Consider the following 26,284-nt stretch of genomic DNA (forward strand, 5'->3'; position numbering starts at 1 on the left):
CACCGATGAGGACTGGACCGAGGTCCCAAACGGCTCCGTCTTCTCCACGTCCATCGACGCCGCTCGTCACCTCGAGCCGCTCACGACCGGCTGACCGTCCGCCCCTCCTGCCTCTCTCCTCTTCAACATTCAACGCTCCAACCGTCCTCCCCCCATGTCCCTCAACGAAAAACAGCAGGCCCTCTGCGACGCCTCCGACACCGACTTTTCCGACCTCAGCGCCCTCTTCCTAAACTGCACGCTGAAGCCGTCTCCCCAGGACTCCCATACCCGAACCCTCATGGACACGTCCGCCGCCATCATGCGGGAAAACGACGTGTCCGTCGACATCATGCGGCCCGTCGACCTCGACCTCGCCGCCGGGGTCTACGGCGACATGACCGAGCACGGCGCCGACGCCGACGACTGGCCTGAGCTCTACCAGACGGTGCTCGACGCCAACATTCTCGTCCTCGGCTCGCCCATTTGGCTCGGGGAGAAGTCGTCCGTCTGCCAGCGCGTGATCGAGCGGCTGTACGGCAACAGTGGCGACCTGAACGACGAGGGCCAGTACGCCTACTACGGCCGCGCCGCGGGCTGCCTCATCACCGGCAACGAAGACGGCATCAAACAGTGTGCAATGGGCATCCTTTACGCCCTGCAGCATCTCGGCTACACAATCCCACCACAGGCCGACGCCGGCTGGATCGGCCCCGCGGGCCCGGGCCCCAGCTACGGCGACGAGCGGGACGACGGCTCCCGCGTGGGCGTCGAAAATGACTTTACCCAGCGCAACACCACGTTCATGACGTGGAACCTGATGCACACGGCCCTCCAGCTCCACGAGGCCGACGGGGTGCCCGCCCATGGCAACCAGCGCTCCAAGTGGGAGGCCGGCTGCCGGTTCGACCACCCGAATCCGGAGCACCGGTAGCGCCCCCCGCAGTCCTTCTCTTCGGGGAAAAACGATGGGGCGGCCTTGCCTCCACGCCGACTGTGGCCTGCTCTTTGCGCCAATAGGAAGAGAACAGGCGCTTTCACGGTTGTGCCCATCGCACACATGAACGACGAAACGAGGAGAGGAGGGTCCGGGCTGTATCTCGTCGTCGCGCTTCTCGCCACACTTGGCGCGGCCCCGTGCTCGCTCTTCGGACAAGAGGCGCCCGGCTATCTCTCTCCCCCCATCCACGATCCCTTCAACACCTACGCCCAGCAGCCCCCCGATCGTGCATTTGCACTGGGCCGGGGCGGGTGGGGCACTGCTCACGGGCAGCCCTCCCTGCAAACGGCCCGAGACATCGCTCTCGCCAACTGCCGTGAGCACGTGGACCAGTGCGTCGTGATCGCGGAAAACGAGACGATTGTGCGCCGCAAGGCTCCGTTCCCCGATCCGGCCGCCCGTCCGACACTCGTCGCGCCGATGGACGCCTGGTCCGCCGAGACCGCGCTTCTGCTCGCCCTGAGTGGCCTCCTGGTGCTCGTCCTCGGCACCGTCGTCGCCGCGCAGTTCCCTCTGTATCTCTTCGACACAGGCCTCTCGGACGTCCTGAAGATTCGGATGAACTATACCCTCTTTCCCTTCGGGGCGCTCTACTTCTTCTGCATGCTCCCCACGTTTTTCCGGGCGGCCCAGAGAGACTTCTCGACCCCCTTCACCTGGGTCCTCTTCGCGGCCCCTATGCTGCCCTATCTTCTCGTCGTCTGGTACCTTTACGAACGCGGAGCGCTCTTCGAACGGTTCGAGCTCGACTGAGTACCCACCCCTTTGGGAACTGCACAGGGCATCACTTGGCGGAACCCTGCTCCCCCCCGAACGTGTCTCCGGACTGCTTCCTTACTGATTGGTAAGTGCAATCGCGCGATGCACACCCCGAACGCTTCGTCCACAGAACACACCGACACCGCCACCCGCATTCTCGATGCGGCGCAGGACCTGGTGCAGCAGTGCGGGTACAATGCCGTCAGCTACGGGGACCTCGCCGACGTGCTGGGCCTCACAACGGCGGCAATTCACTACCACTTTTCCACGAAGGCCGATCTGGGACAGGCCCTCGTGGCGCGCTACCGCAAACGAAACGCTGCTGCCCGGTCTACCATCTGGGCGGAAGAAGATGGCGCACGCGGACGATTGGAGCAGTACGTGAACGGCTACGTCGGGATCTTGGAGCACGGGGGACTGTGCCTCTGCGGTGTGCTCGCGGCCGATGATGAGACGCTTCCCGAACCAGTCCGGCGGGAGGTGCGCCACTTCTTTGCCGAGCAAGAGGACTGGCTCACGACGGTGATTGCCGAGGCACACGCCGAGGGGGCCGGACTGGCGGGGTACGACTCGCCCCGAGGGGTGGCGGAACTGCTCCTCGCCACCATCGAGGGCGCGATGCTCACGACGCGCGACCGGGGGCCCGACGCCTACCGGGCCCGGCTCCACCGCCTCATCGACACCATCGTCTCGTAACGGTTCGCGACTTGTCCCCACAAACCAATCGCCACAGGAACCTGCAGGATATCCCCCTGTACTTACTTACTGGTAAGTAAGAAAAGACAGCCTTTGCCGCTTCTTCGGTGGAGGTTGTTGTCCACAGACGCTGTACGTACCAACCCAACCTCAATCCTTTTATGGCTACGACCACCGCTGAACAGACCGACCACGAGCAGCAGGTGCACGAAAAGGCCGAACAGGCCCTCGGCTTCGTGCCGAATCTGGTGCAAGAGATTGCGGGCGAGAACCCGGCCGCCGCGGACGTCTACCTCTCCGCCAACGGCATCATCGAGGAGGACGGCGTGCTCTCCCCGGCCGAGCAGCAGGCCGTCATTCTCGCCGTCTCCAGCTACAACGACTGCCACTACTGCACGAAGGCCCACGCCGTAGCCGGGCAGCAGGCCGGCCTCGACACGGAGACCGTCGAGACGATCAACGAGGGCGGCCTCCCGTCCGACGACCGGCTGAAGAGCCTCGTGCGGGCCACGCGCCGCATCCTCGGCAAGCGGGGCTGGCTCTCCGACGTCGACGAGGCGGAGTTCGCCGACCTCGGACTGGAGCGCCCGGCACTCTACGAGATTGTCACCCTCGCCGGCATCAAGACGATCAGCAACTACGTAAATCACATTGCTGATACAGAAATCGATGAGCCATTCCAGGGGTAGGCTCCGAAACGTCGCACCGACGACCGTTTGCCCCCACCAAGACGGCGGTGATGGATCGCCGCCGGCCGAGCGCGCCGGCCTCTCCCTCTGGGAGGGGCCGGCGTTTTTTGTTGTTTTGTTGGGGGACGGCCACGGCTCCGCCGTCATGATTGCCCCCCGTCCCATCGCCCTCCATCCCAGCCACATCACACTCGCCATCCCTGCGTTTAGAGGGCCGTCTGCTCCCTACAACACCACGCCTCCGTTCGATGAAGCCGCCCCCGATGGACCGGACGGTCCCTGCAACCACCGAGACGACCGTCGTGGCCCTTGGATGTTTCTGGGGGGTAGAGGCGGCCTTCGGCGCGCTGGACGGCGTGGCCCGCACCACGGTCGGCTTTGCCGGCGGACAGGTCTCCGATCCGACATACGCTACAATCGGGGACCATGCCGAGGCGGTACGGATCGAGTACGCCCCGGCGCGGCTCCGCTACGCCGGGCTCCTGGACCGCTTCTGGACCGTGTTTGATCCCGCCCTGACGCCCGCCAAGCGCCGGTACCAGCCCCTGCTCGCTCCCCAGAACGAACGTCAGGCGCAGCGAGCACGGGCCTCACGGGCCGACGCCATTGGGCGGGACGAACAGGCTGGGCGCGTTGAGATCATCGACGGCGGCGAGTTCTCGGCCGCCGCGCTCCGGCATCAAAAGCACACGCTCCGCCGCTACGAGGACGTGACGGGCGCCCTTCGGGCCCGACTTCCGAGCGAACGAGCGTTTGCACGGTCGCCCGCGGCCGCGCTCGCCGCCGGATACGTCGGCGGCTACCGCAGTCCGGCCCGCCTCGCCGACGACCAGGCCCGTCTCGGACTCCCCAACGACGCCACCGCAACCCTGCGCACAGCGACTTGCCGGCACAGCCGCTGGAACGCCTTCGTACAGGCGGAGCGGGCCGCCTGACAAACAGCCACTCCGGCTCCATCAGAAATGCCGCACGCACAGGCCGCCGCGATTCTTCTCGCATCGTTCGCTCCAGACGTCTCTTTCCCTCAATGCCATCGCCCGACCCATCCTCCGCCGACGCCTCGATGGACGTGCCCCCGATGGATCGCCAGGCCCCAACCGACCTCGCCCACGCGGCCTTCGCGCTGGGATGCTTCTGGGGCCCCGACGCGCTCTTTGGGGCCCAGGGGGGCGTAGTACGCACCACAGTGGGGTACGCCGGCGGCGGGTCCTCCACTCCCACCTACGAGGACATTGGCGACCACATCGAGGCCGTCCGCGTGGCGTACGACCCGGCCCACATTTCCTACCCCGATCTCCTCGACCTCTTCTGGAGCGCCCACGATCCCACGCGGGCACCATTGAAGCGACAGTATCAGTCCGCCCTCTTTCCCGCCACGCCCGAGCAACTTGAGCAGGCCCGTGCGTCGAGGGCCGACGTTGCCGACGGGCACGACGGCGCCCTCAGCACCGAGATCATCGAGGACGCGGCCTTCACCCGCGCCGAGCCGTACCACCAGAAGCACACGCTCCGCCGTCACGCCGCGGTCTTCGACCCGTTTCGGGCCGTGTATCCGGAGGCGCAGGCCCTTGCCGACTCCCCCGCCGTGGCCCTCGCAAACGGCTACGTGGGCGGCCACCGCTCCCCGATGCGGCTCGACGACGATGCCCCCCGCCTCGGCCTGCCCGCGAACGCGACCGACGCCCTCCGCACGATTGCCGAAGGCCGTCATCGGGCATGAACGGCCCTGCGTCCCCGGTTATCCGGTGAGCAGGCCCGCCGCGACGAACGCGGCGGCCGCCAGCCCGGCCTGCACCAGCGCGTAGGGCATCTGCGTGTTGACGTGGTCCACGTGGTCGGACGCCGCCGCCATCGACGAGATGATGGACGTGTCGGAGAGAGGCGAGGTGTGATCGCCAAAGATGCCGCCGGACAGCACGGCCCCCAGCATGAGCGACGATGGCAGTGCAATCTCGACGGCCAGCGGCATCACTACCGGAATGAGGATGGCGAAGGCGGTCCACGAGGACCCGAGCGTAAACGCGACGAAGCTCGACACCCCGAACACAAGCACCGGCATCCACCAGGCCGGGCCCTGCGCGCCCACCAGTTGTACCACGTAGTCGCCCATCTCGAGCGCCTGGGAGACCTGCCCAATTGCAAACGCAAGCACCAGCAGCAGCGTGACGGGCACGAGGCCGGACGCCCCCTTCACCACCCAGTCCATCGACGCGCCCAGCGTGAGGGTGGAGCGTCCGCTCCAGAGGGGACGCGGGACCGCGTAGAGCAGCAGCGCCGCCCCGAGGGCCGCCCCCACGGCCCACAGCACGGCCGTCGAGCCACTGCCCTCCATCAAATTGCCCCCCCCGGTGACGTACAGCCCAGCAAAAATCATCGCAACCATGACGGCGACGGGAAGCAGCAGGTTGCGTGCCCGGGGCGTCACGTCCTCGGGCGGCTCGATGCGGGCCACGTCCTCTTCGATCATCGGCTGGGCGTCGGGGCGCAGGACCTGTCCCGTCGTCTCCGCCCGTTCCTCGGCCCGTCGCATGGCCCCGAAGCGCCAGCCCGTCAGCGCCAGCACGAGCGAGAAGCCGATCGCGAAGAGGGCAAAGAAGTTAAAAAGCACTGCCTCGGCCAGCACGGCCACGGCGTTTTGGGACAGCTCTTGCGCCCCGACCAGGCCCAGCACGAAGGCGCCCCACCCGTTGAGCGGAATCGACATGCAGACCGGCGCGCAGGTGGCGTCGCAGTAGTAGGCCAGCTTCTCGCGGGGCAGGTTGAGACGGTCGAACAGCGGGCGGCTCACCGCCCCGACGGTGAGGGACGAAATGTTCGACTCGACGAAGAGCACCACGCCGATGCCCCACGCCAACAGCTCGGCCCCGCGCCGGCTCTCGCCCCAGCCGCGGGCCCGCGCCCACTTGATGAAGCCCCGCACGCCCCCGGAGGCCTGCACCAGCGCCACGAGGCTGCCCACCAGCAGGCAAAAGATGAGGATACGGGCGTTGCTCTCGGTCGTGAAGACCGTCACCACCTGGTCGGCCAGCTCGCGAAGCCCGAGGAGCGGATTCCCCCCGGCGAGGATGGTGGTGCCCAGCCAGAGCCCGGCAAACAGCGACAGGTAGATCTGCCGGGTCCACATCGCAAGTCCAATCGCCACGACGGGCGGCAGCAAAACGATCCAGTCCATTCAAACACCACGTCCCTGAGAAAGTCTCGCCGACGAGGCCGGCGGTGCCGGGATGGCCGAACAGTGAGGGCGACCACCACGGGATGCGTTACGGCGTCGCGTGCACCTTCAGCTCCGGCACGTGGCCCCGGGGACTGCGGGTGGCCGCGTGGAGCATCGTATCGGCCAGCTGGCGCGGCGCCACCCAGCCCGAAGGGTCCGCGTCCGGCATCGCCTCGCGGTTGTCCGGCGTGTCGACCACGCCCATCGGGTAGAGGACGGTCGTGCGCAGGCCCGCCGTCTGCTCCTCCAGCCCGAGGGACTTGAGGTAGGACGCCACCGCGGCCTTCGAGGCCCCGTAGAGGCCGGCTTCCGCTTGTCCCTCCAAGGCCGCCGGGGCGGACACGCCGAGCAGAACGCTACTCTCTGCCCGCGTGAGAAAGGGCACCGCGGCCCGAGCCGTATGGAAGAGGGTGCGGAAGTTCAGGTCCATCATGTGCGCGTAGTCGTCGGTCGTCGACTCGACGGCCTGCTGCATCGCGAAGCCCCCGGCGATGGCCAGCACGGCGTCGAGGGACGCCTGCTCCGCCCAGAGATCCGCGAACGTCTCCATCGTGGCCTCCTCGTCGGTCAGGTCCGTGTCGAACACCTGGGCATCGGGGAAGGCGGCCTCCAGCGTGGCGCGGTTCTCGTCGCCGACGTCAATGAGGGCGAGGTCCCAGCCCGCGTCGGCGAACACCTCGGCGGTGACGGAGCCGATGGTGCCGGCGGCGCCGGTGATGGCAGCGGTGGGCATGGCGGTCGAAGCGTTGATGCGAAGTGCAACGGACGCGTGCCCCCAACGTATCGACTGGACGCGTTCTGGTCAATAACATCCTGGCTGCCCTCCCCCCCTCCCGGACGAGGAGAGACTCGTGCAACGGGCCGCCACACCATACGGGCGTTGACGGTTCCATGACCCATCTCTTTTCTTTCCAAAAGCGCCCACGGAGACCCGCCGAGCGATCAGTTACGGCAGGCTCGCCCCTCGGGCCTCCTCGGTCGTCTGGGCTCGTTCTCTCTCATTCCCTTGAAGCTGGCGTCGGTAGCAGTACCGCTGGATCAGCATGTAGGCCGCCGGGAGCACCACCATCAGCCAGGTGGCCCCCACAATGCAAAGCGGGAGAAAGCCCAGCAAGAGCGCCGACTTGTAGGCGCTCTTGAGGTGCAGGAAGAGCAGCAAAAAGATGATCGCGAGCGTAATGGGCACCAGAACCTGGAGCCGCTTGTTGGCCCGCTCCACGTACTCGTACTGCCCGCTCCAGGTGAGGGAGTCCCCCGTCGGAAGATCCACCTCGTCCCGCCCCCCGAGCGGGGTGTGCCTCTCGACGGGGACCCTCCCGCTCGACGAAGCGTGACGAGAAGCCGCGTGCCTTCGCCCTCTATGAGTCGCTCCCGGGCACTTGCGACTTTCCAGCCACGCCGCATCCACGTCGCTACGGCCGGGTGCTCGGCGATCGCCTCCGGAGGGCGGTATGGCGCACGAAGAAGGAGGGCCTCTCAGGAAGGAGCCGGCTCGCTGGCCAACAGGCGGGCAGCTTGCAGTGGGGACTGCGGACTAGGGGACGGAGGAAGAAATGGAACTACGCCGCACCACAGGAGCGGAGGACATCGGCATGGTTGGGCTGCGTCTGATTGTAGGAAAGATTGATGAGCGACCGGTTTCGGAAGCCCTTCCAAAAACGCTGTCTCTGTTGGTGCAGCCGGAACGGTGCCGTTGCCAGGGGCCCACCTGGCACGACGGGTCCTATGCCTCGTCGGCCCTGTGCGTGCGTGGCTAAATTGGGGATCTGTTTTGACGTTTGGCCGATCCGATTCGGTGCAATGCCCAGCACCACGAGGCGCACCATTGTCTCGCTAATGTCTCACCAACATCGGTCCGTCGCGGGTGGCCTCCGGGTCTGCACTGTATAGAACCGGAAGAAGCTCACCGGGCCGGTGCAGCGAAGGGAGACATTCCTGCGACAAGACGCAGCCCAGACGTGTGCTCCCCAATCTCCCATCTTGTATTCAGACCTGCGTGAAGGTCTGTAATAAAGGGGGCACATCGAACGAAGCGGTGGCGACTCGTCGAAAGGACCCATACGTTATGGCTTGATTTTGCGAAAGCAAAAGCACTACTGGTTTCTCCAAATCGTGTGTCATTTTCCTGAGCCCTTTTGCACACGGCGCAGACTTCCCAACTAGACTTCTTTCCGGCGGATGAGCGAACTGGCGATCTACTGGATCTTTGCGGGTGCATTTTTGGCGGGCATGGTTGCCATCGGCGCGTACCAATTCATCGGACTGCGCACGGTCGACGACCGGGGCGAGCGGGCGTTTGACTTCTGGATCGGGGAGGGGACCGTGCCGGGCTGGTGGACCGCGGCCTCCCTGGCGGCGGGGTGGCTCCTACTCGGCTGGATGACGTGGCAAATGTATCTCTGGTACGCCTATGGACTGGGGGCCATCTGGATCTTTACGATCCCCTGGATTCTCTGTACCGTTGGGCTCCTGTTCGTGCCGAAGCTGTTTCGGCGGTTTCCGGGCGTCTCGATTCCTGAGATTCTGCGGTTCCGCTTCGATCGCATGACACAGACGCTGCTCGGGCCGGTGCAGAGCTTCGCGTACCTCACATGGCTGGCGGCGGAGATCTACGTGCTAAGCGCCGTCCTGTCGAAGCCGCTGGAGGTGGGCATCGTCACGATGGCCGTCATCGTGAGCATCACGTTCGGGATTTACGTGACGCTGGGCGGCTTCCGCTCTGTGTTGCGCACGGACCTGATCCAGTTCATCTGTGCGGCCATCATGCTGGTGGCACTCTCAGTGTATGGCATGATGGAGGCGGCGTCCATCTCGGGCGGGGTCGGCCAAATCGTCTCGCAGATCAACGAGACGCCACCGATCTACGCCGATCACTTGTGGGACTGGGACTCGCCGGGCTACTCCTACATGTTCGCCGCGGTGCTCATTTACACACCCGGGTTCATCACCCTCCAGGGGGCGTGGCAGCGCGTGATGGCCACCTCCAGCGAGACGGAGGCTCAGAAGGGGATGTGGTGGAACGTGACGTTCAACGTTCTCATCGTCGTTCTGATGCCCACCCTGATCGCGATCTCCGCCCTGGTTATCTTCCCCCCCGTCGGCGGTGAAATTCCGAGCGAGGTCGGCAACTTCGGCTACTTCATCTTCTCGTCGATGATTACGGAGCTCTTCAGCAACCCCATCGTCGCCGGGGCACTCATCGTGGCGCTCATGGGCATGGCGCTCTCGTCGGTCGACACCTACGTGAACGTGTGCGCCATGAACCTGACGAAGGACGTGCTGGAGCCCCTCGTCTTTGAGCGGTACGACGTGAGCGGTACCGCCCGCCTCAACACGGGCCGGGCCGTGACGGCCGGCTTCATTGGACTCGCGCTCTTGTGGGCGTTCGAATTCCCGGGCCTGTTCGACATGTACTTCCTGTCGAGTGCCCTTATCTCGGCGACGACGGCCGTCGCCACGTTCAGCGCATTTTCCAAGAAGCCGACGACGCTCTCGGCCTATCTGGCCATCATCTTCGGCACCGTCGGGATCTTCCTGTTCTTCTTTCTTGGCAAGTACGAAATGCTGGGCTGGCTGCCGGCATGGCTCACCAACTCGGGCCTGGCCTACGGCGTCATCGGGCTTGCCCTCTCCATTGTGGGCATCTTCGTCGGGATCGCCTTCGGGACGTCCCCAAGCGAGCGGGTGCTGGCGCGCTACGACGGGGACTACTACTCGGGCCGTCGCGAGATGTACGAGCTGAACCAGCAGCTGAAGCAGGAGGAGAAGGAAGAGCGGGAGGAGCCGGTCGGGGCGTAGCTCCCCCGCACGTTCTTGCCGACGGAGCTGTGGCGGACCGGACCGGCGTCGGTGCACGCAGGCTTCCCCTCTCTGACCACGACGGGTGCCTCGGCGGTGGAACGACGCGGCGCACCGGTTTGGGGGAAATCTGCGACAGGCGATGGGCCTCCGCCCGGATCCTTCCGGAGGAGCTCGCCTTCCACGGAGCAGTGTGGTTCAAGAACCAGCACTTCACCTTAGTCTTCCCAACTACTCTTCTGTCTCCATGACCGACCTCACCGACACCGCGGCCATCGTCACGGGTGCCTCCAGCGGCATCGGCGAAGCGACCGCGCACCAACTTGCTCAAGACGGAGCCTCCGTCGCCCTCGCCGCCCGCCGCGAGGAGCGCCTCGAATCGCTCCGCGACGACATCAACGCCAACGGGGGCACCGCGATCGTCTGCCCCACCGACGTCACCGATCGGGACCAGGTACAGGCCCTCGCCGACGCCACCCTCGACGCGTTTGGGCGCATCGACGTCCTGGTCAACAACGCTGGCATCATGCCGCTCTCCCTCATGGAGAACCTCCACGAGGACGAGTGGGAGCAGATGGTGGACGTGAACGTGAAGGGGGTGCTCCACGCCGTGGGCGCCGTGCTGCCCGCCATGCTGGAGCAGGAGCGCGGGCACATCGTCAACATCTCCTCCGTGGCGGGCCGCCGCACCTTCCCCGGAAGCGCCGTGTACTCGGGCACCAAGTTCTTCGTGCGGGCGCTGTCGGAACGCATGCGCAATGAGCTGGCGCCGTCGCACAACATCCGCGTCACGTCCATCGAGCCCGGTGCCGTAGACACGGAGCTGACCCACACCATTACCGATGAGGACGTCCTCGGGATGCTGGAGGGCGGCCACGAGGAGATGAGAATGATGGACTCTGAGGACATCGCCGACACCATCCACTACGCCCTGACGGCCCCCGAGCACGTGGACGTGGAGGAGCTGCTCGTGATGCCGACCGACCAGCAGGGATAGTGGATAGGCGAGTGGAGCGCTCTGGACCGAGCGCCCCAGCCCCTTATCCCCCGAGTCGCAGACCGAGTGCCCAGCAGCCCCAGGCAATCAGGACAAACTGGAGCGGCAGGCGCAGACAGGGCGCCCACGTCGGAATCCGGCCGAAGTCGGACGGGTGGAGCGCCATCTGCACGTTGGCGGGGAAGACGGCCAGCAGGAGCAGAATGAGTCCCCATCCGGCGTACCCGCACAGGCCTGGCACCAGCCCCCCGGCGGCCCCGAGCGGTTCGGCGGCCCCGCTCACGTAGACCAGCGTGCGGGGCGCGGGCAGGGACGACGGCACGATGCGGACAAAAGCCGCGGGCCATAGTCGAGGAGCGTTGCTGGTGTGCTCGATCATTTCGTAATGAAGCAATCCGGAGTTCCCTGTGTTCATGGGCGATCCGGAGGTTTCTTCGACCTCTCCACCACGCTTCCCTCCCGACTTGCTTCATTTCATGGACGCCACTGATTCCGCCCGGGGCCTCTTCTGCAACCGCACCCTCAATCTGCGGGGCATCCAGGCCATCGGGTACGACATGGACTACACGCTCATCCACTACCACATGCGGGAGTGGGAAAAACGGGCCTACACCTTCATCCGAGAGGGCCTCCAGAAGAACGGGTGGCCGGTGGACGACCTGCGGTTCGACCCGGAGCTCGCCATCCGCGGCCTCGTGATCGACGTCGAGCGGGGCAACGTGGTGAAGGCCAACCGCTTCGGGTACGTGAAGCGGGCCTTCCACGGCACCGAGCCGCTCGGCTACGAGCAGCAGCGCGGCGTGTACCAGCGCACGCTCGTCGACCTGGGGGAGGACCGCTGGCACTTCCTGAATACCCTCTTCTCCATCTCCTCGGCCTGCATGTACATGCAGCTCGTGGACCTGCTCGACGCCGGCGCGCTGGAAGGCTCGATGGGCTACACCGACCTGTGGGAGCGCGTGCAGCGGACGCTCGACGAGGCCCACATGGAGGGGCGCCTCAAGGAGGCCATCGTCCAGAACCCGGAGCGCTTCGTGAATCTGGACCCGGAAATGCCCCTTACCCTTCTCGACCAGAAGCGCGCCGGGAAGAAGCTGCTCCTGATTACCAACTCCGAGTGGAGCTACGCCCAGCCCATGCTGACGTACGCCTTCGACGACTTCCTCCCCGACGACATGACGTGGCGGGACCTGTTCGACCTGTCCATCGTGGGCGCACGAAAGCCGGACTTCTTCTCGGTGGACATGCCGGCCTTCCGCATCGAGCGCGAGGACGGCCTGCTGCGCGAGCATCAAAACGGGCCCCTGGAGGAGGACCGCGTATACGTGGGCGGCAACGCCCCGCTCGTGGAACAGACCCTCGGGCTGCGGGGGGAGGAAATTCTCTACGTGGGCGACCACCTGTTCGTGGACGTCAACGTGTCGAAGAAGGTGCTTCGATGGCGCACAGCCCTCGTGGTGCGCGAGCTGGAGCAGGAGATCGAGGCCTTCCAGTCGTTTGCCGACACGCAGGCCCGCCTCTCGCAACTGATGGAGCAGAAGGAGCAGCTCGAAGCCCAGCTCTCAGCGAAGCGCCTGGACCGTCAGCGCCTCCACAGAAACTATGGCGAGACGGACGGCCCGGACGTGGAGGCCCTCGAGCAGGAAATGTCGGCCCTCCGTACGCGCCTGAGATCGCTTGATGAGGACATCGCCCCCCTGGCCAAGGCCTCCAGCCAGCTCGCAAACGAAAACTGGGGCCCCCTCATGCGCACCGGCAAGGACAAGAGCCTCTTCGCGCGACAGGTGGAGCGCTACGCCGACGTCTACACCGGACGCGTCTCCAACTTCCTCCACCACACCCCCTTTACCTACCTGCGCTCCCACCGTGGCAGCCTCCCCCACGACGAGGCCGCCGAGCGGGACCCGCAGTACGAGTCGCTCACCTCCGGCTACGAGTGGGACGAGACGACCGCCTCCGAGCACGGGTAGCGTTCGGGCTTGGAGGCACGGGAGAGAGGACGGGATCCGGACCCGCTGCTGTCTCTCAAATCTCCAATCCTCCAACACAAAATCCTCAACGCAACAGCGTCAAGTTGTTGGATCCGAAAGACTTACGCAGTTGAAATCGGCAAATGATCTTCAGAGATTGCAAATGCCGTTTTACGCGAGCAGAGCGGCATCGACTGTCGCTGGGTCTAACCCGTAGGCGGTGATTTTGGCTCAAGTACGTAAGTCCTACCGGTTCTCAGTGCTTCCGGCAGAAAATGGCCGTCCGGACACCCGGGCGCGCGAAGCGACCGAAATTTCTCATGCCCGAGCGACAGCGAGTTTGAGAAATGTCAGTGGAGCGCGGGCAGGGCTGAGGCCATTTTCTGACCGCCAAGGCCGTTTCGTCCATTTTGGGTCCGCCAAAATGGACACTCTTTACCGGAGGAGGTGTCTACAGGGGCACGTTGGCCTGCCAGGTCGGCCAAGCAAGGACAAACTCGCAGGTTGAGAACGACTGGTCCCCTTTGCGTACACAACTTCAGACCATTGCCCTCCACGCAAAACCCTACAGCCCGACCGCCCCGAAGAGCACGACGCCGAGGGCGATCAGGATCGCGTTCGCCAGGGAGATGGGCAACAGGTACTTCCAGCCGACCTTCATGAGCTGGTTGTACTTGAAGCGGGGGAACGTCCACCGCACCCAGATGAAGAGAAAGGCGAAGAAGCCCACCTTCAGCATCAGGCTTCCAAACTGGAGCAGCGCCAGCAGGGTCGAGCCCTCCAGTGCCGGAAACAGGGCGATGAGCTGCGGCTCGAACGGCACCAGGTAGCCCCCGAAGAAGAGCGTGACGATAAAGAAGGAGGCGATAAACCAGTTGACGTACTCGGCGAGGAAGAACATGCCGAACTTCATGCCGCTGTACTCGGTGTGGTAGCCCGCCACCAACTCCTCCTCCGCTTCCGGCAGGTCGAAGGGGGCGCGATTGGTCTCTGCGAAGGCCGTAACGATGAAGATGAGACAGCCAATCGGGTTGCGCACCGCGTTCCAGCCCAGCAGGGCGCCGCCCGAGTTTTGGTGCTCCACAATCTCCATGAAGTTGAGCGACCCGGCGATGAGCACAACGGAAATGACCGCCAGGCCCATCGACAGCTCGTAGGAGACCATCTGCGCCGCCGAGCGCAGCCCCCCGAGCAGCGAAAACTTGCTGTTGGAGCTCCAGCCCGCCAGTGTCACCCCGTAGACGCTGATGGAGGTGAGCGCCAGGAGCATGATAACGCCGACGTTGAGGTCGGCCACCACCACACCCTCGGCAAACGGAATGAGCGCCGCGGTGGTCATGGCGATGACAACCATAACCACCGGCGCCATCGAGTGGATGAACTTGTTCGACTGCGCGGGCTGGACGTCCTCCTTCAGCACAAACTTGAGCACGTCGGCAAACGGCTGTAGGAGCCCGAGCGGTCCCACCCGGTTCGGGCCTGGGCGGTTCTGAATGAAGGCCGAGACGCGCCGCTCCGCAAATACCAGCAGCGACGCCGAGAGCAGCATCGCATTGATGACGAGGAAAGCGCCTAGGGCCGTCCAAACCATTGAAGGGATCATGTCCGCACCGTTGAGTTCGAGGGACGTGGGCGAGAGAAGCAAAGGCTCAAGGATTTGAATCTACCCGTTGCTGGCGACGGGCGCAACCAATCTGGCACTGTGTGGTCCCGGAAAATTGCGGGGGCATCGCCCTTTTTGGGGAGAGTTCACGGCCCGCATGACGGAGTGCTCCGCTCGTTCCTCAACTCCGCACTCTTCCGTTTCTCTCCACGTTGGGCCCCTCACTTCTCCCGCGACGACCGTAGAATGTATCGGGCCCTGGCGGGGCCGTCGACTTGCTCGCTCAATCGACCTGCTCGCTCAACGGGCCCCGGACCGCGTAGAGGCCAAGGGGACGGGGGCCTTCTTTGTCCAATGCCCAAACGGCCCACAGGCCGTAGCGCTTCGGGCGTTGGCCCGGCGTCACGGAGAGGTCCGCCTGAACCGCCGCTCAGGGCCGCCCTTCTGCCCTCGACAAGGCCTCGTCACCGTCGCATGTTTCCGAAGGGAGACACAAAGGCACATCCCAAGACAACGGGCGCGACGTGGCCGGCAGGGCGCTCAGGACGGATGTGTATCCGGAACGGATCTTCGAGTGCAGCGGGAACGAATGCCCGGAGTGTACTCCCGAGGCCCAACCCCACGACGGCATCCTTAACTACGTGCTGAAGGTGAAAGGGCGGGAGCGAAATCCGCCACGGCCAGCTACGTCGCATTCGACGAGACGCCGGGGGGCACACCGCAACGCACACTGATCTGTTCTGCGTAGAGCGCGCACGGAAGTCGTGCTGCATGAAGAGCGCGAGCTGTGCCGAGGAGCCCATGTTCGTCTGGACCACACGGTTCTAAAATACAGGCCACACGCCCTCAGCCCGTATAACACTTTGTCACCCAAACGTACCCCGTCCCATTTCCCTCATTGACACAGCAAAGGGACCCCTTCTTCCGCCCGGAACACGAGACGGATCGAGCCCCCCTCCATGCACTTTGCCATTCCTTGTTGACGTCGTGTCAAATTTCGACTCCACGAACTCGCCTTGAAGTCTCTTCCTCGTCGTCTCCGAGCCTACCAAGCTACAGAGAACCCACTTTTTGACATATCGACAACAAAGTGGGTTTTTGGTAGAAAGTGCAGTTTTGATAGTTTGTCATTCCAGATCTTTGGCGGGCAGGTCGGCAAGGGCTCGTCCGAGGAAGTCCAGCCCGGTGTCGACGAGGGAACCGGGATCCAGGCCGTATTGCTTCTCGAGCCCCCCGCCCTTGGTGGCGGCAAGCTGAATCAGGCCATGCGTAGAGCCCCAGAGCGTGAGGGCCGCCTGCCGGGGGTTGAGGGTCGAGCGAATCGAGCCGTCGTCGATGCCCCTCCGAATGGCCGTGCTCATAACCTGGAGGCCCCGGTCCGCCTCCACGAGGCAATGGCGTACCCGTTCAGGAGAGTCTTCCGGATCGGCGACGCGAGACTCAAACTGGGCGACCAGTCGGAAACGGGTCGGCTCTTCCTGGGAAAACTGGAGGTACGCATCGCCAATCGCTCGGATCTGAGCACGTCCCGTCTCGTGTTGCCGTGCAGCTGCCTCAAACCGTTCCCGCATTGACCGAAACCCCCGGTGCGTGACCGCGAGTACGATGTCGTCCATGTCCTCAAAGTAGACGTAAAGGAGGCTTCGGCTCAGTTCTGCCGCGTCGGCGATATCGGCCATTGTCATCGCGTCACGGCCCTTCTCCTTGAGGACGGTGTCCGCGGCGTCGACGATGGTCTGGCGGCGCTGTCTCTTCTTCTCACGCTGGGGGTTGTCGACTGGCATGGGAAGCAAGTTTGTCTCGTTGAGTGCAGTGTGGCGAGATTCGAGAACACAACGTCAAGGCACATACGTTCTGATGTCGTATTTGTCCCGATAGGCGTTCTTCTCACGTCTTGACACGTCGACACGCATTTCCAAACTGCTTCCACCGAGCGACCCGAGAGGCCCTCCGGACATGCCTCGCATGACGAATCATAAGCCAAACTCAATCCTGATCCACGAGTCGTAGTTGTCCGCGCCTCCCAGACGGCAAGCAGTCTCTCGGGGCCGGATAAGGCCACATCGACATGTGCGGGGACTCTGCGTGACTTGACATACCGTCATGGCAAACCTCACCGTTCCGGGTCAAAGGTGTTGACATCTTGACAAAAAAATTGACCCACAAGAAGATTGACTGCTCAGGGGGGCGGGGCACGGGCTCTTGCCCGAAACACGACCGCCCGGAAGCATCGGCGTGGCAGGACCTGATGGTGCCGCGGCCCCGTGGGCTCGCGTCACCCCGCCCGCAGAAGCCGGCCAGTCCTTTTGACTCTTCATCTGACTCTTCGTCAAAGAGACACGATCCACCTCGCGCTCTCAGCTGTGCGGCGGCTTCTAGACCCCGCGGTTTCGCAGTGTCTTTTGCCTTCAGCCTGCCCCGCAAGAGAACACATTGTCAAAGTGGCGCTCTCATTTTCGATTCGAGGGCGCGTGGCCGCCCCTGCCCCTGCCGAGGTCCCACACGATCTGTGCGGGGGAGCGCCGTCCAGCCCCCGGCTGTGGCACGGACGTTTCTAGAAATAGCCTGCAGCCGACTGGACCCAATTCCAAGATGCATGCCCCCATCGTGCGCTGTGGCATTCCGGACGAACGCTGCCCGAATTCGACGCCATTCCCGAACACAAAGGAGACCGGCCGGTCCAATTTGCAGCGTTTCTTCGCTTTCCTGCTCATCCCCTGTGCCTCCATGCCGACCGACGCGACCCTTCGTTCCGCACAGCCCGACACCCTCCCCTCCTCCCCGTTTCCCACCGACGATCCCGTTCTAGACCGGATCGGGGGCACTCCCATGCTCCCGTATCCCGGAGCGGAGGACGGGCGATTGCTCTGTAAGATGGAGTCGGCGAACCCCACGCGCTCGATGAAAGATCGGATCGCCATGGGCATCCTCACGGAGGCCCTTCAGGAGGGCGACTTCGACCGGGTTGTGGAGGCCAGTTCCGGCAACACAGCGGGCGCCGTGGCCCTCGTCACCAACCGATTGGGGGTCCCGTGCACACTGACGTGTCCGGAGGGGACGAGCCCCTACAAGATCGGCTACATGAAGGCGTTTGGGGCAGAGGTGCGAACGTGCCCCGACGTGGACTCGGACCACCCCGACCACTACCGGGCAGTGGCTCAGCGCATCGCCGAGGACACGGGCGCATTTCTGGTCGACCAGTATCACAACCAGTCCAATCCGGGCGTTCACTACCGGTGGACGGGGCCGGAGATTTGGGCGCAGGCCGGGGCGGACATCACCCATCTCGTTAGCGCAATGGGGACGGGGGGGCTCCTCAGCGGAAGTGCCCGGCACATCAAAGAGCAGGCCGAGGAGGCGGGGCGGGACGTGACCGTCGTGGGCGTGGACGCCGAGGACTCCAACATCTCCACCTCGTTCTACGGCGCGGACCCGGTTCCCTATAACACCTGCGTAGAGGGGCTGGGCAAGGGCGGCGAACTTCCCACCATGTGGTTCGACCACGTTGACGAGATGCGCGATGTGGCCGACGAAGAAGCCTTCCGACAGGCCCGTGAGGCCGCACAGACCCACGGCCTCCCCGTCGGGCCGAGCGCCGGGGCCGCCCTCTCCGTCGCCCGCGACATTCACGCGGAGCAGCCGGATGCGACGGTCGTGATGATCGTCTGCGACGGCGGCGAGCAGTACTTTGACACACTGTTCGATGTGTAACGCCCTACTCGGGCCGCATCATCAACACGGCGGGGACCTCATCTTGGCACCGGGTCTTCTGGACTTCAGAGAGTCGGGGCTGTTGAGGGCCCCCTTCTTTGTTTCTCGATCACCGTAGGGGGTTCGTGGACGAGGGACCCGCCGAGGAGGGCTGTAGCCCCTGTCCCCGCCTGTCCCCGAAAGCAAATGGGCAGGGGAGGCCCCGGAGGCTATTCCGAGCCCGTCTGCTCGCGCGTTCCCCGCTCGGCCCATTGCACAGCGTGCCGCAGCAAGTCCTCCACGGTCTCGTGACCAAGCTTCTCCTTCGCGCGCCGCCGGTACGTTTCGATCGTCTTCCGGTTTAGGTCGAGCTGATCAGCAATCTGGCGTACGCTGTGCCCCTCCCCTATTTTTCGGAAGACGGTGAGCTCACGGTCGGTGAGCTTTTCGAGGGGAGAGGTCTCCGCGTCCCCGCTGCCGCGGACCAGCCGACTCAGAATGCGGGACGAGACGTGTCGACTCAGAAACACCTGCCCCTCGCTGACGAGCTCGATGGCCTGCATCACCTCTTCGGTCGGTTTCGTCTTCATGACGTACCCCGATGCCCCCGCCTCGATGGCCCGCTCCGCGTACAGATCTTCGTTGTACTTCGAGAAGACAAGGATCCGAACCTCCGGCATCTGGGAGCGGATCTCCTGGATGAGCGTCAGCCCATCGGCGTCCCCCAGCGAAATTTCTACCACCACCACGTCGGGGTCATGCCGCTCGGCGAGGGCAAGGGCCTCCTCCGAATTCGCAGACTCCGCCTCCAGCTGCATCTCCGGATGCTCCGCAATCCTGGACTGAAGGACCTCCCGGATGGCAGGGTGCTTGTCAACGACGATGATTTGGGTCTTTTCGCGAACCGCTTCGGAAGTCATCCGCCTAGAGTTGGGATGTCTGGTGGCACAACGATCGTAGGGGAGGCCGGATGCCCAGTGGTTTCTTTCTCCAGAACGCCGCCGAGAACGAGTAGAGCCGGGGCAGTTGCCCACAAAGCCCTCGTCTCCCAGCGTCCGTCCGAGTGGTGAGCACCTGCGTGCGTGCGGCGCATGTTCGTCGCATAGATTCTGTCCCTTTGCCCAAGCTGACCTGCATGAGCGTTGTGTAGAGGGACAATGAACCTCTGGTGGGATGCTTCGCAGATGCCCTGCTTAACATTTACAAAACACGGCGGTCCGTCTCGTGGGAACCACCCTGCATCCGATGGTACGGTCTCTCGACGAAACGTCGTACCAAGGCCTGCCTGCTCGGGACCCTCGCAAAGAGGTGAACCAAGTACATCTTTCAGTAAGAAGGACGCGAGCCCCAGTGACCTACCACATCAGCGCAGATTTATGTTGAGGAAACGGATTGTGTATTTGTAATCTGACGGAGCATTTTACGCCAATAAATGGCTCCGATTACTTCGCCTCTTGGCGGGGTAGAGGGACCCAGAGGCGTGCCACGGAGAGCTGTGGTCCCGGCCGAAAATCGCGGGCGACTTCCCCTTTCTCGGCAGGAGCGGGGCCGCGTCCCTACTCCTCACTTCCCTTGTCCTCACTTCCATCGGGGGCGTTTCCATCGGCGGACCCGTCTCCGTCGGGCATCCCCGATACCTTCTTCCCGGCCCCCGGGGCGGATGCCCACTGGACCGCGAACTGAAGCAGCTTCGACACGGAATCAAACCCCAGCTTCTCTTTTGCCCGTCGCCGGTACGTCTCTACCGTCTTCCGCGCTAGGTTCAGCCGATCCTGAATCTCTTCAATGCTGCACCCCTCTCCGAGCATCTGAAAGACGGCCAGTTCACGGTCGGTAAACTCCTCGATCGGGAAGCTCGGCTCGGAGGACTCGCCCCGGGCGACCTTATTCAGAATCTGTGAGGCCATCTTTCGGCTCAAAAACACCTCTCCCCCATTCACCACTCGGATCGCCTCGATGAGGTCCTCGGTGGGCTGGTCTTTCATCAGATAGCCGGAGGCCCCCGCCTGGACGGCCCGCTCCGCGTAGACCATCTCATCGTACATTGAGTACACGACGACCTGCACCTCTGGACATTGCGACTGAAGATTTTGGACGAGGTCCAGCCCATGGGCATCTTCCAGGGAGATGTCAACGACGGCCGTATCCGGCTCCATCTCCTCGATCTTTCGGAACGCCTCGTCCGAGGAGGTCGCCATTCCGCAGACCTCCACGTCCAGGGTGTCGTCGATGCGATTGCGAATCGCCTCCAGAATCGCCGGATGGTCGTCGACGAGAAAGGTCCGAATGTGGTTTGTAGACTGATCCGACATGGAGATCGGGACAACAATGAGAAAGAGGACACGGACAAAATGCGAACGCCCCGCTGTCGAGACAGGGGCCGAGAAGTGTGGAGAATCTTGATTGGAGTGCAGGTGCGAACGTGCATGGGCATGCCTGCACTCCGACGTCGACGGTCGGGCCGTGTGCCAGACCGGGCAATTCCTACGGGTGCTTCGCGGACACAGAGGCCGTCGGAAGAACGAGCGTGAAGGTGCTTCCCTCCCCCTTCGTCGTTTCGACGTCCACCTCGCCGTCGTGGCGACTGATGATTTCGTTCACGAGGTAGAGCCCCAGCCCCAGCGATACCTCTCCGTCTGTGGGCTGCTGGGCGAGACGCTGAAACGGCTTAAACAGGCGGTCGAGGTCGTCCTCGTTGAGTCCCGGCCCGCTGTCGGAGACGGAAAATCGAACCTCCGCCTCGGCCTTCTGCACTCGCACGTCCACCGTTTCGCCACGGGGCGAGTACTTCAGGGCATTGTTTACAATGTTCTTCATTGCCTCCAGGAGCCGCACCTCGTCTCCAATTACCACGGCCTCTTCGGCAAATTCGGCCCGTCGCAGCGCCTGGTCCTTGTACTCGGCATGTGGCTGGAAGCTTTCGACCACCTGCTCGGCCAGGGCCGAAACGTCAACCGGCGCGAAAGAAAAGTCGTCGGCAAGGACCGGCGGGGAGGAGAAGTTTAGGTCTTCAAGGTAACCGGAGGCCTCCTTGGCCGACGTGTAAATCAGCTCGATTTTGCGCTTGGTATCACTCGAAAACTGCTGGTCATTCTCAAGCAGAATGTCAGACAGACGCTCGATGGCCAGAATGGGATTCTTCAGCTCGTGCAGTACGGCGGAGATCTATCTCGAATCGTTGCTCATCGCACTCTTCAAGATTGAAAATCGCCAACGGCTACGGCCTGTGCGAGTCCATCGCTGCTCCCGGTGCCCTACGCCCTTCGGGAATCGGGAGACAGCACTGACCTTGCCTCGCACTCAGCGGAGGGTGCCTGCCCACAACGATGCCTGAAAACAACGTGCCACAGATGCGTGCACAGGCCGATGTGACGGGCGTCTGTGCGCTTCCGTCGAGTGAAGTCGCCTTCAGCCCCCCGCTCGACTCACAAACGCCAAGGAAGCGATGCGCACCGCCCCCTTGTTGGCACTCAGACGCTTTGGGACAAGAGATTGCACACGAACTCAGCGTAAAGTACCGTGTAAACTTTCCGATTTCAAGGTACAAGTTTTCGGATAACGACTCTTTAATCGACCCTAGACTAGAACTTGCCTCGCATGCGAGCGCCTTTTTGACGAGGCCGGACGGTCGCTGGGTGAAATCTTCTGTTTTTTCGGGACGAGGACGAAAATTGGAAACCCCTACCGATCATCCACGACGGCCCAGTATAGCTTTGCGCTCTTTTGGCGCAGATCGTCGAGGCTTCCATCGTTCTCAATCACGTGGTCGGCCCGCCTGCGGAGCTCGCTCTGAGAGAGTTGGTGTTGCATGCGCGCCCGCACCTGCTCCGGGGACGCGTCGTCTCGGGCCGTCACCCACGCAACGCGGTCGGTCTCCGGGGCCACCGTGGCGGCGGTAACATCGACATGCGCGTCGCCGCCCGCCTCAAAGAGAAGTGCGGCCTCGTGGACAAGCAGGGACACCTCCTCGTCCACCGCGCGCTCTTTCGCTTCTTCGAACGCCTCGAAGACATGTGGATGAACGATGGCGTTCAGACGCTTCACCCGCTCAGCGTCGCCAAAGACGCGCTCGGCGAGGTACTCCCGGTGCAGGGTGTCGTCTTCGTGGTAGGCCTCGGGGCCAAACTCGTCGACAATGGCAGCCCGCACCGCGGGGGCCTCCTGCATGAGCCGCTTCGCCTCAATGTCGGCGTAGAAGACCCGAGCTCCTTTTTCTTCGAGGAACCCGCAGACGGTTGTTTTTCCACTCCCAATGCCCCCTGTCACGCCCAATGTGATCACGGTGGCGCAGTGCAAATGTGAAGTACAAACGTCAAACTCGAAGGGACAGGCCGCGAGTGCTCTGCGCACAGCGCGGCACTCGCGACGTGCCGGGGCCCGATCATCCTGGAGGCCAGCTCATGCGACGCCCTCCAAGGAGATGCAGATGAAGGTGCCACACCGACTGCCCGCCGTCGTCTCCACAGTTGATGACGGTGCGGTAGCCGTCGCGCAGCCCTTCTTCCTGGGCCAGTTCGCGGGCCACCACAAACAGGTGCCCAATCAGGTCCCCGTCTTCCGCGTCCAGGTCATCGAGCGACGGGATGGGCTTGCGGGGAACGACGAGGAGGTGTGTGGGGGCCTCCGGATTGATGTCCCGGAAGGCCACGCATCGGTCGTCCTCGTGGACGATATCGGCGTCCTCCTCCCCGTCGATGATGCGTTGGAAGATGGTTTTCTCGGACATGGATCGATCCACGGTCCGTGAGCAAAATTGAGCGGGCCCTCCTTTGGGTGAGGGCTGTGTTTTCACAATCACAATATACATGCAGCGGACAAATCACAAGGACCCAGGCAATCGCATCTTAGCGACGGGAGCTGCTTGCACGGTCCGGGGGAGGCGGAAATTTGGTTCCCCCACGCTCCCCCCATTCTCCCCTGCATTCCTGGCTTCCCCTCTACGATCAGCGGCAGCGGAGTCTCCCTCACTCGACGAATCCTTCAACATGCAATTGTCCTGTCATAGGGACCGATTTGTCTCGGAGGGCCCCTTCCACGACGCCCCCGACACATATGCGAACAGAGTGACAACTATGTGCCCGTTTGCCCCCAGGAAACAACACCACTTCCAGTGGTCAGTACCGTTCGGTGTCTCGATTCCCTTTCGTTCCTTCATCCGTTGTTCTGCCATGTCCACCGTCTACATCACCCGCAAGGTTCACTTCAACGCAGCGCACCGGCTTCACAACCCTGAGAAGTCGGACGCGTGGAACGAGGACACCTACGGGAAGGACAACAACCCGAAGTGGCACGGCCACAACTACGAGTTGGAGGTGACGGTGGCCGGCGTCCCCGACCCCGAGACCGGATACGTGGTCGACCTGGGCATCTTGAAGGACATTCTCCACGACCGGGTGCTCGACAAGGTGGACCACAAGAACCTGAACCTGGAGGTCGATTTCATGGACGGGGTGATCCCGTCGAGCGAGAACTTTGCGATTGCCATCTGGAACGAGATTGACGACGCACTTCCCACCGGGGAGCTCCACTGCGTACGGCTGTACGAAACCCCTCGCAACTTCGTGGAGTACCGGGGCGAGTAGCCGTCCCGGTGGCCCCTCCGCACGTTTTCTCACCGCCCCCACTTTTCCACAATGGCTGAGAAAAAGATTCAATCAAGCGGGCTGCGCACCAACGGCTCCGCCGACGGCATGCCGCCGAAGCTCTACGAGCGGCGCGACATCTACGACGAGGAGACCACCGAGGCCCTCAGCGAGCACATCGAGGGCATCCTCGACATCCTGGGCGAGGACACCGGCCGGGAGGGCCTCGCCGACACGCCCGAACGGGTCGCCCGGGCCTACCAGTTTCTGATGCACGGGTATGCCCTCAACCCGAAAGACATCCTTCGCCAGGCCCTCTTCGAGGAGGCCTACGACGAGATGATCCTCGTCAAAGACATTGAGGTGTACTCGATGTGCGAGCATCACATGCTGCCGTTCTACGGCAAGGCGCACGTGGCCTACATCCCAGACGGCAACATCGTGGGGCTCAGCAAGATCCCGCGAACGGTCGAGGTCTTTGCCCGGCGCCTCCAGGTACAGGAGCGGCTGACCCTTCAGATCCGAAATGCCATCGACGAGGTGGTCGATCCGCTGGGCACGGCCGTCGTCATCGAGGCAAAGCACCTCTGCATGATGATGCGTGGGGCCGAGAAGCAAAACTCGGCGACCACCACCAGCTCGGTCAGTGGCGAGTTTGACAACCACGCCACCCGCGCCGAGTTCATGCGCCTCATCGGCGCTACCGACTAGTCCTGCGGGAGCGAGCGGGGGCCGCTGGGGGAGACGACGCGTCCCACGCCCGAAATGAGCACTCCTGTTGATGCAACCATCACACATCGACTCTCCAAACAAGATGATCGCTGTCGTTACGGGCGCAAGTCAGGGCATCGGGCAGGCCATCGCGGAGGCTGTCGCCGAACGCGACGGTGCACGGGTGGCCCTGGTGGCGCGAACGCGGGCAAAACTGGAGCAAACCGCCGATGCCTGTCGGGCACGAGGGGGCACCCCACTGGTGCTTCCCACCGACGTGACCGACGACGCGGCGGTGTCCGAGATGGCGGCGGCGGTGCACGACGAGTGGGGCCCCCCGGACGTACTCGTGAACAATGCCGGGGCGTTCACCTATGCGCCCCTCGACGCACTGACCCTGGAGGGCTTCCGCGACCAGATCGACGTTAACCTCACGAGCGCCTTCGCCGTCACAAAGGCGTTTCTGCCCGCACTGCGTGAACGGGGCGAGGGCCACCTCTTCTTCATGGGCTCGGTGGCGTCCGTGATGGCCTACCCAGGCAACGCCGGCTACTGCGCCGCCAAGCACGGCCTCCGCGGGCTCGCCCGCACTGTGCGCCAGGAGACGAAGGCCGAGGGGCTCCGCGTAACGACGGTGCTGCCCGGCGCTACCGATACGCCCACCTGGGAGGGGACTGACGTTCCGAAGGATCGGCTCATGGCGCCCGAGGACATCGCCCAGTCCGTGGTGGATGCCTACCACCTCTCCGACCGCACGGTGCTCGAGGAGTTGCTCCTCCGCCCACAGGCGGGAGACGTATGATCCCTTGAGAAGCTGTTGGGCGAGACGTCTGCGCCCCTCCCAGCAAGTGCTCGGTCGGACTCTGGACGCATTCGGTCGCTCACCAGGGGCATGACTGCGCTCTTGCTCAACCCCCGCTACAGAGACTCATCTGGGCATCCTGTTGCCGCTTCGCCCGCCGTGTCTCCGCTTCCCATCAACCCGCAAAACAGGGTCTGATTCCCATCACTCCTTTTCTTCGTTCGCGAGCCGCTCCTCCGGCATCCACGCCCACGTCAGCGCACCGGTGACGAGCGTCGTGTCGTCGTTGGGGGCCGTGAGCGTCACGTCTACGCTGATCTGCCCGACGGGGCGAGACCGGACCTGACTCGCCTCGTCGCCGGTGAGGGTGGCGTCCGCCTGCACGGCGTCCTGGGCGAAGGCCTCGAACGACACATCCATCGTGCGCAGCAGGGGCGCGGAGCCGTCCGGCACGTTGAGGGCCACGACGAGCCCGGACGCAGTTTCGGCCAAGAGGGCCAGGGCCGCGGCGTGGAGTCCCCCGAGGTGATTCCGGAGGCGTGTCTCGTTGTCGAGGCGGACGGCAACGTGGCGCGAGGTGTAGGCCTCCACAAAGCACCCGGCGGTGCCCACGAATGGGATCACGTCCCCCACGGCTCGTGTGACGAGGGGCGCTCGCAGGCGCGGCGGCACTCCGTCGTATTGATCGGCGATGCGGACGAAGGGGTTGCGGGAGGCCATCGGAAGAGACGGTGCGTGGGCAAATTGGTGGGGACTCCCTGCGGCGGAAAAGCCGTCGGGAGACGGGCGATTTG

25 protein-coding genes are annotated in these 26,284 nt (G+C 63.8%); 13 read left to right on the forward strand and 12 right to left on the reverse strand.

Features of this window, described 5'->3' with window-relative positions:
- Positions 1–154 precede the first annotated feature (154 nt).
- From B7R93_RS10815 to B7R93_RS10840, 6 genes are all read left to right on the forward strand, one after another.
- Positions 155–913: a flavodoxin family protein gene (locus tag B7R93_RS10815; RefSeq protein ID WP_103020783.1), complete on the forward strand. Its 759-nt coding sequence runs from the start codon at positions 155–157 to the stop codon at positions 911–913.
- Positions 914–1,039: 126 nt separating this feature from the next.
- Positions 1,040–1,732: a hypothetical protein gene (locus B7R93_RS10820; RefSeq protein WP_103020784.1), complete on the forward strand. Its 693-nt coding sequence runs from the start codon at positions 1,040–1,042 to the stop codon at positions 1,730–1,732.
- Positions 1,733–1,840: 108 nt separating this feature from the next.
- Positions 1,841–2,434, forward strand: a complete 594-nt coding sequence (locus B7R93_RS10825; RefSeq protein WP_103020785.1) for a TetR/AcrR family transcriptional regulator — start codon at positions 1,841–1,843, stop codon at positions 2,432–2,434.
- A gap of 161 nt (positions 2,435–2,595) precedes the next feature.
- Entirely contained in the window at positions 2,596–3,123 is a 528-nt protein-coding gene (locus tag B7R93_RS10830) for a carboxymuconolactone decarboxylase family protein (RefSeq protein WP_103020786.1), read from the forward strand.
- Positions 3,124–3,371: 248 nt separating this feature from the next.
- Complete coding sequence (locus B7R93_RS10835; protein WP_103020787.1) at positions 3,372–4,058, forward strand: peptide-methionine (S)-S-oxide reductase; 687 nt, start codon at positions 3,372–3,374, stop codon at positions 4,056–4,058.
- A 92-nt stretch (positions 4,059–4,150) separates the two neighbouring features.
- Positions 4,151–4,843 (forward strand): peptide-methionine (S)-S-oxide reductase MsrA, encoded by a 693-nt coding sequence (locus B7R93_RS10840; RefSeq protein WP_103020788.1) that lies wholly within the window; start codon positions 4,151–4,153, stop codon positions 4,841–4,843.
- Positions 4,844–4,861: 18 nt separating this feature from the next.
- Here the strand turns inward: B7R93_RS10840 and B7R93_RS10845 are convergent, their stop codons facing one another.
- The 3 genes from B7R93_RS10845 to B7R93_RS15915 form a co-directional block, all read right to left on the reverse strand.
- Positions 4,862–6,295, reverse strand: a complete 1,434-nt coding sequence (locus B7R93_RS10845; RefSeq protein WP_103020789.1) for a Na+/H+ antiporter NhaC family protein — start codon at positions 6,293–6,295, stop codon at positions 4,862–4,864.
- A gap of 88 nt (positions 6,296–6,383) precedes the next feature.
- A complete protein-coding gene (locus B7R93_RS10850; protein WP_103020790.1) occupies positions 6,384–7,070 on the reverse strand; it encodes an SDR family oxidoreductase in 687 nt (228 codons plus the stop codon).
- A 213-nt stretch (positions 7,071–7,283) separates the two neighbouring features.
- The gene (locus B7R93_RS15915; protein WP_103020791.1) at positions 7,284–7,607 is read right to left on the reverse strand and encodes an efflux RND transporter permease subunit; all 324 of its coding nucleotides are present in this window, start codon (positions 7,605–7,607) and stop codon (positions 7,284–7,286) included.
- 908 nt (positions 7,608–8,515) lie between these two features.
- Here B7R93_RS15915 and B7R93_RS10860 point away from each other — a divergent pair.
- Together B7R93_RS10860 and B7R93_RS10865 are read left to right on the forward strand one after the other, a co-directional pair.
- Entirely contained in the window at positions 8,516–10,135 is a 1,620-nt protein-coding gene (locus B7R93_RS10860; RefSeq protein WP_103020792.1) for a sodium:solute symporter family protein, read from the forward strand.
- A gap of 247 nt (positions 10,136–10,382) precedes the next feature.
- Positions 10,383–11,132: an SDR family oxidoreductase gene (locus B7R93_RS10865; protein ID WP_103020793.1), complete on the forward strand. Its 750-nt coding sequence runs from the start codon at positions 10,383–10,385 to the stop codon at positions 11,130–11,132.
- 43 nt (positions 11,133–11,175) lie between these two features.
- On the opposite strand, the gene B7R93_RS10870 is transcribed toward B7R93_RS10865, so the two are convergent.
- A complete protein-coding gene (locus B7R93_RS10870) occupies positions 11,176–11,547 on the reverse strand; it encodes a DoxX family protein (RefSeq protein ID WP_232798334.1) in 372 nt (123 codons plus the stop codon).
- Between the two features lie 61 nt (positions 11,548–11,608).
- Here B7R93_RS10870 and B7R93_RS10875 point away from each other — a divergent pair, with 61 nt between their 5' ends.
- Positions 11,609–13,102 (forward strand): HAD-IG family 5'-nucleotidase, encoded by a 1,494-nt coding sequence (locus B7R93_RS10875; protein ID WP_103020794.1) that lies wholly within the window; start codon positions 11,609–11,611, stop codon positions 13,100–13,102.
- Positions 13,103–13,667: 565 nt separating this feature from the next.
- Here the strand turns inward: B7R93_RS10875 and nuoH are convergent.
- Together nuoH and B7R93_RS10885 are read right to left on the reverse strand one after the other, a co-directional pair.
- Positions 13,668–14,705: an NADH-quinone oxidoreductase subunit NuoH gene (gene nuoH, locus B7R93_RS10880; protein ID WP_103020901.1), complete on the reverse strand. Its 1,038-nt coding sequence runs from the start codon at positions 14,703–14,705 to the stop codon at positions 13,668–13,670.
- 1,127 nt (positions 14,706–15,832) lie between these two features.
- Positions 15,833–16,489 (reverse strand): TetR/AcrR family transcriptional regulator, encoded by a 657-nt coding sequence (locus tag B7R93_RS10885; RefSeq protein WP_103020795.1) that lies wholly within the window; start codon positions 16,487–16,489, stop codon positions 15,833–15,835.
- 943 nt (positions 16,490–17,432) lie between these two features.
- On the opposite strand from B7R93_RS10885, the gene B7R93_RS10890 reads away from it, so the two are divergent.
- Positions 17,433–18,416 carry a PLP-dependent cysteine synthase family protein gene (locus B7R93_RS10890; RefSeq protein WP_103020902.1) on the forward strand — a complete coding sequence of 328 codons (984 nt, stop codon included), beginning with the start codon at positions 17,433–17,435 and terminating at the stop codon, positions 18,414–18,416.
- A 209-nt stretch (positions 18,417–18,625) separates the two neighbouring features.
- On the opposite strand, the gene B7R93_RS10895 is transcribed toward B7R93_RS10890, so the two are convergent.
- The 5 genes from B7R93_RS10895 to B7R93_RS10915 all read right to left on the reverse strand — a co-directional run bounded on the left by B7R93_RS10895 (position 18,626) and on the right by B7R93_RS10915 (position 23,121).
- The gene (locus B7R93_RS10895) at positions 18,626–19,315 is read right to left on the reverse strand and encodes a response regulator transcription factor (RefSeq protein WP_103020796.1); all 690 of its coding nucleotides are present in this window, start codon (positions 19,313–19,315) and stop codon (positions 18,626–18,628) included.
- A 636-nt stretch (positions 19,316–19,951) separates the two neighbouring features.
- Positions 19,952–20,707, reverse strand: a complete 756-nt coding sequence (locus tag B7R93_RS10900; RefSeq protein WP_103020797.1) for a response regulator transcription factor — start codon at positions 20,705–20,707, stop codon at positions 19,952–19,954.
- 172 nt (positions 20,708–20,879) lie between these two features.
- Entirely contained in the window at positions 20,880–21,323 is a 444-nt protein-coding gene (locus B7R93_RS15920; protein ID WP_232798335.1) for a sensor histidine kinase, read from the reverse strand.
- 753 nt (positions 21,324–22,076) lie between these two features.
- Entirely contained in the window at positions 22,077–22,676 is a 600-nt protein-coding gene (gene coaE, locus B7R93_RS10910; RefSeq protein WP_103020798.1) for a dephospho-CoA kinase, read from the reverse strand.
- A 100-nt stretch (positions 22,677–22,776) separates the two neighbouring features.
- Positions 22,777–23,121: a histidine triad nucleotide-binding protein gene (locus B7R93_RS10915; protein WP_103020799.1), complete on the reverse strand. Its 345-nt coding sequence runs from the start codon at positions 23,119–23,121 to the stop codon at positions 22,777–22,779.
- A gap of 442 nt (positions 23,122–23,563) precedes the next feature.
- On the opposite strand from B7R93_RS10915, the gene B7R93_RS10920 reads away from it, so the two are divergent.
- From B7R93_RS10920 to B7R93_RS10930, 3 genes are all read left to right on the forward strand, one after another.
- On the forward strand, positions 23,564–23,977 hold the full coding sequence (locus tag B7R93_RS10920; RefSeq protein WP_103020800.1) for a 6-pyruvoyl trahydropterin synthase family protein: 414 nt from the start codon (positions 23,564–23,566) through the stop codon (positions 23,975–23,977).
- 51 nt (positions 23,978–24,028) lie between these two features.
- On the forward strand, positions 24,029–24,688 hold the full coding sequence (gene folE, locus B7R93_RS10925; RefSeq protein WP_232798336.1) for a GTP cyclohydrolase I FolE: 660 nt from the start codon (positions 24,029–24,031) through the stop codon (positions 24,686–24,688).
- A gap of 103 nt (positions 24,689–24,791) precedes the next feature.
- The gene (locus B7R93_RS10930; protein WP_103020801.1) at positions 24,792–25,490 is read left to right on the forward strand and encodes an SDR family oxidoreductase; all 699 of its coding nucleotides are present in this window, start codon (positions 24,792–24,794) and stop codon (positions 25,488–25,490) included.
- Between the two features lie 204 nt (positions 25,491–25,694).
- On the opposite strand, the gene B7R93_RS10935 is transcribed toward B7R93_RS10930, so the two are convergent.
- Complete coding sequence (locus tag B7R93_RS10935) at positions 25,695–26,210, reverse strand: DUF4442 domain-containing protein (RefSeq protein ID WP_103020802.1); 516 nt, start codon at positions 26,208–26,210, stop codon at positions 25,695–25,697.
- Positions 26,211–26,284: the final 74 nt, after the last annotated feature.

Source organism: Salinibacter altiplanensis, from assembly GCF_002894645.1.
Lineage (GTDB): Bacteria > Bacteroidota > Rhodothermia > Rhodothermales > Salinibacteraceae > Salinibacter > Salinibacter altiplanensis.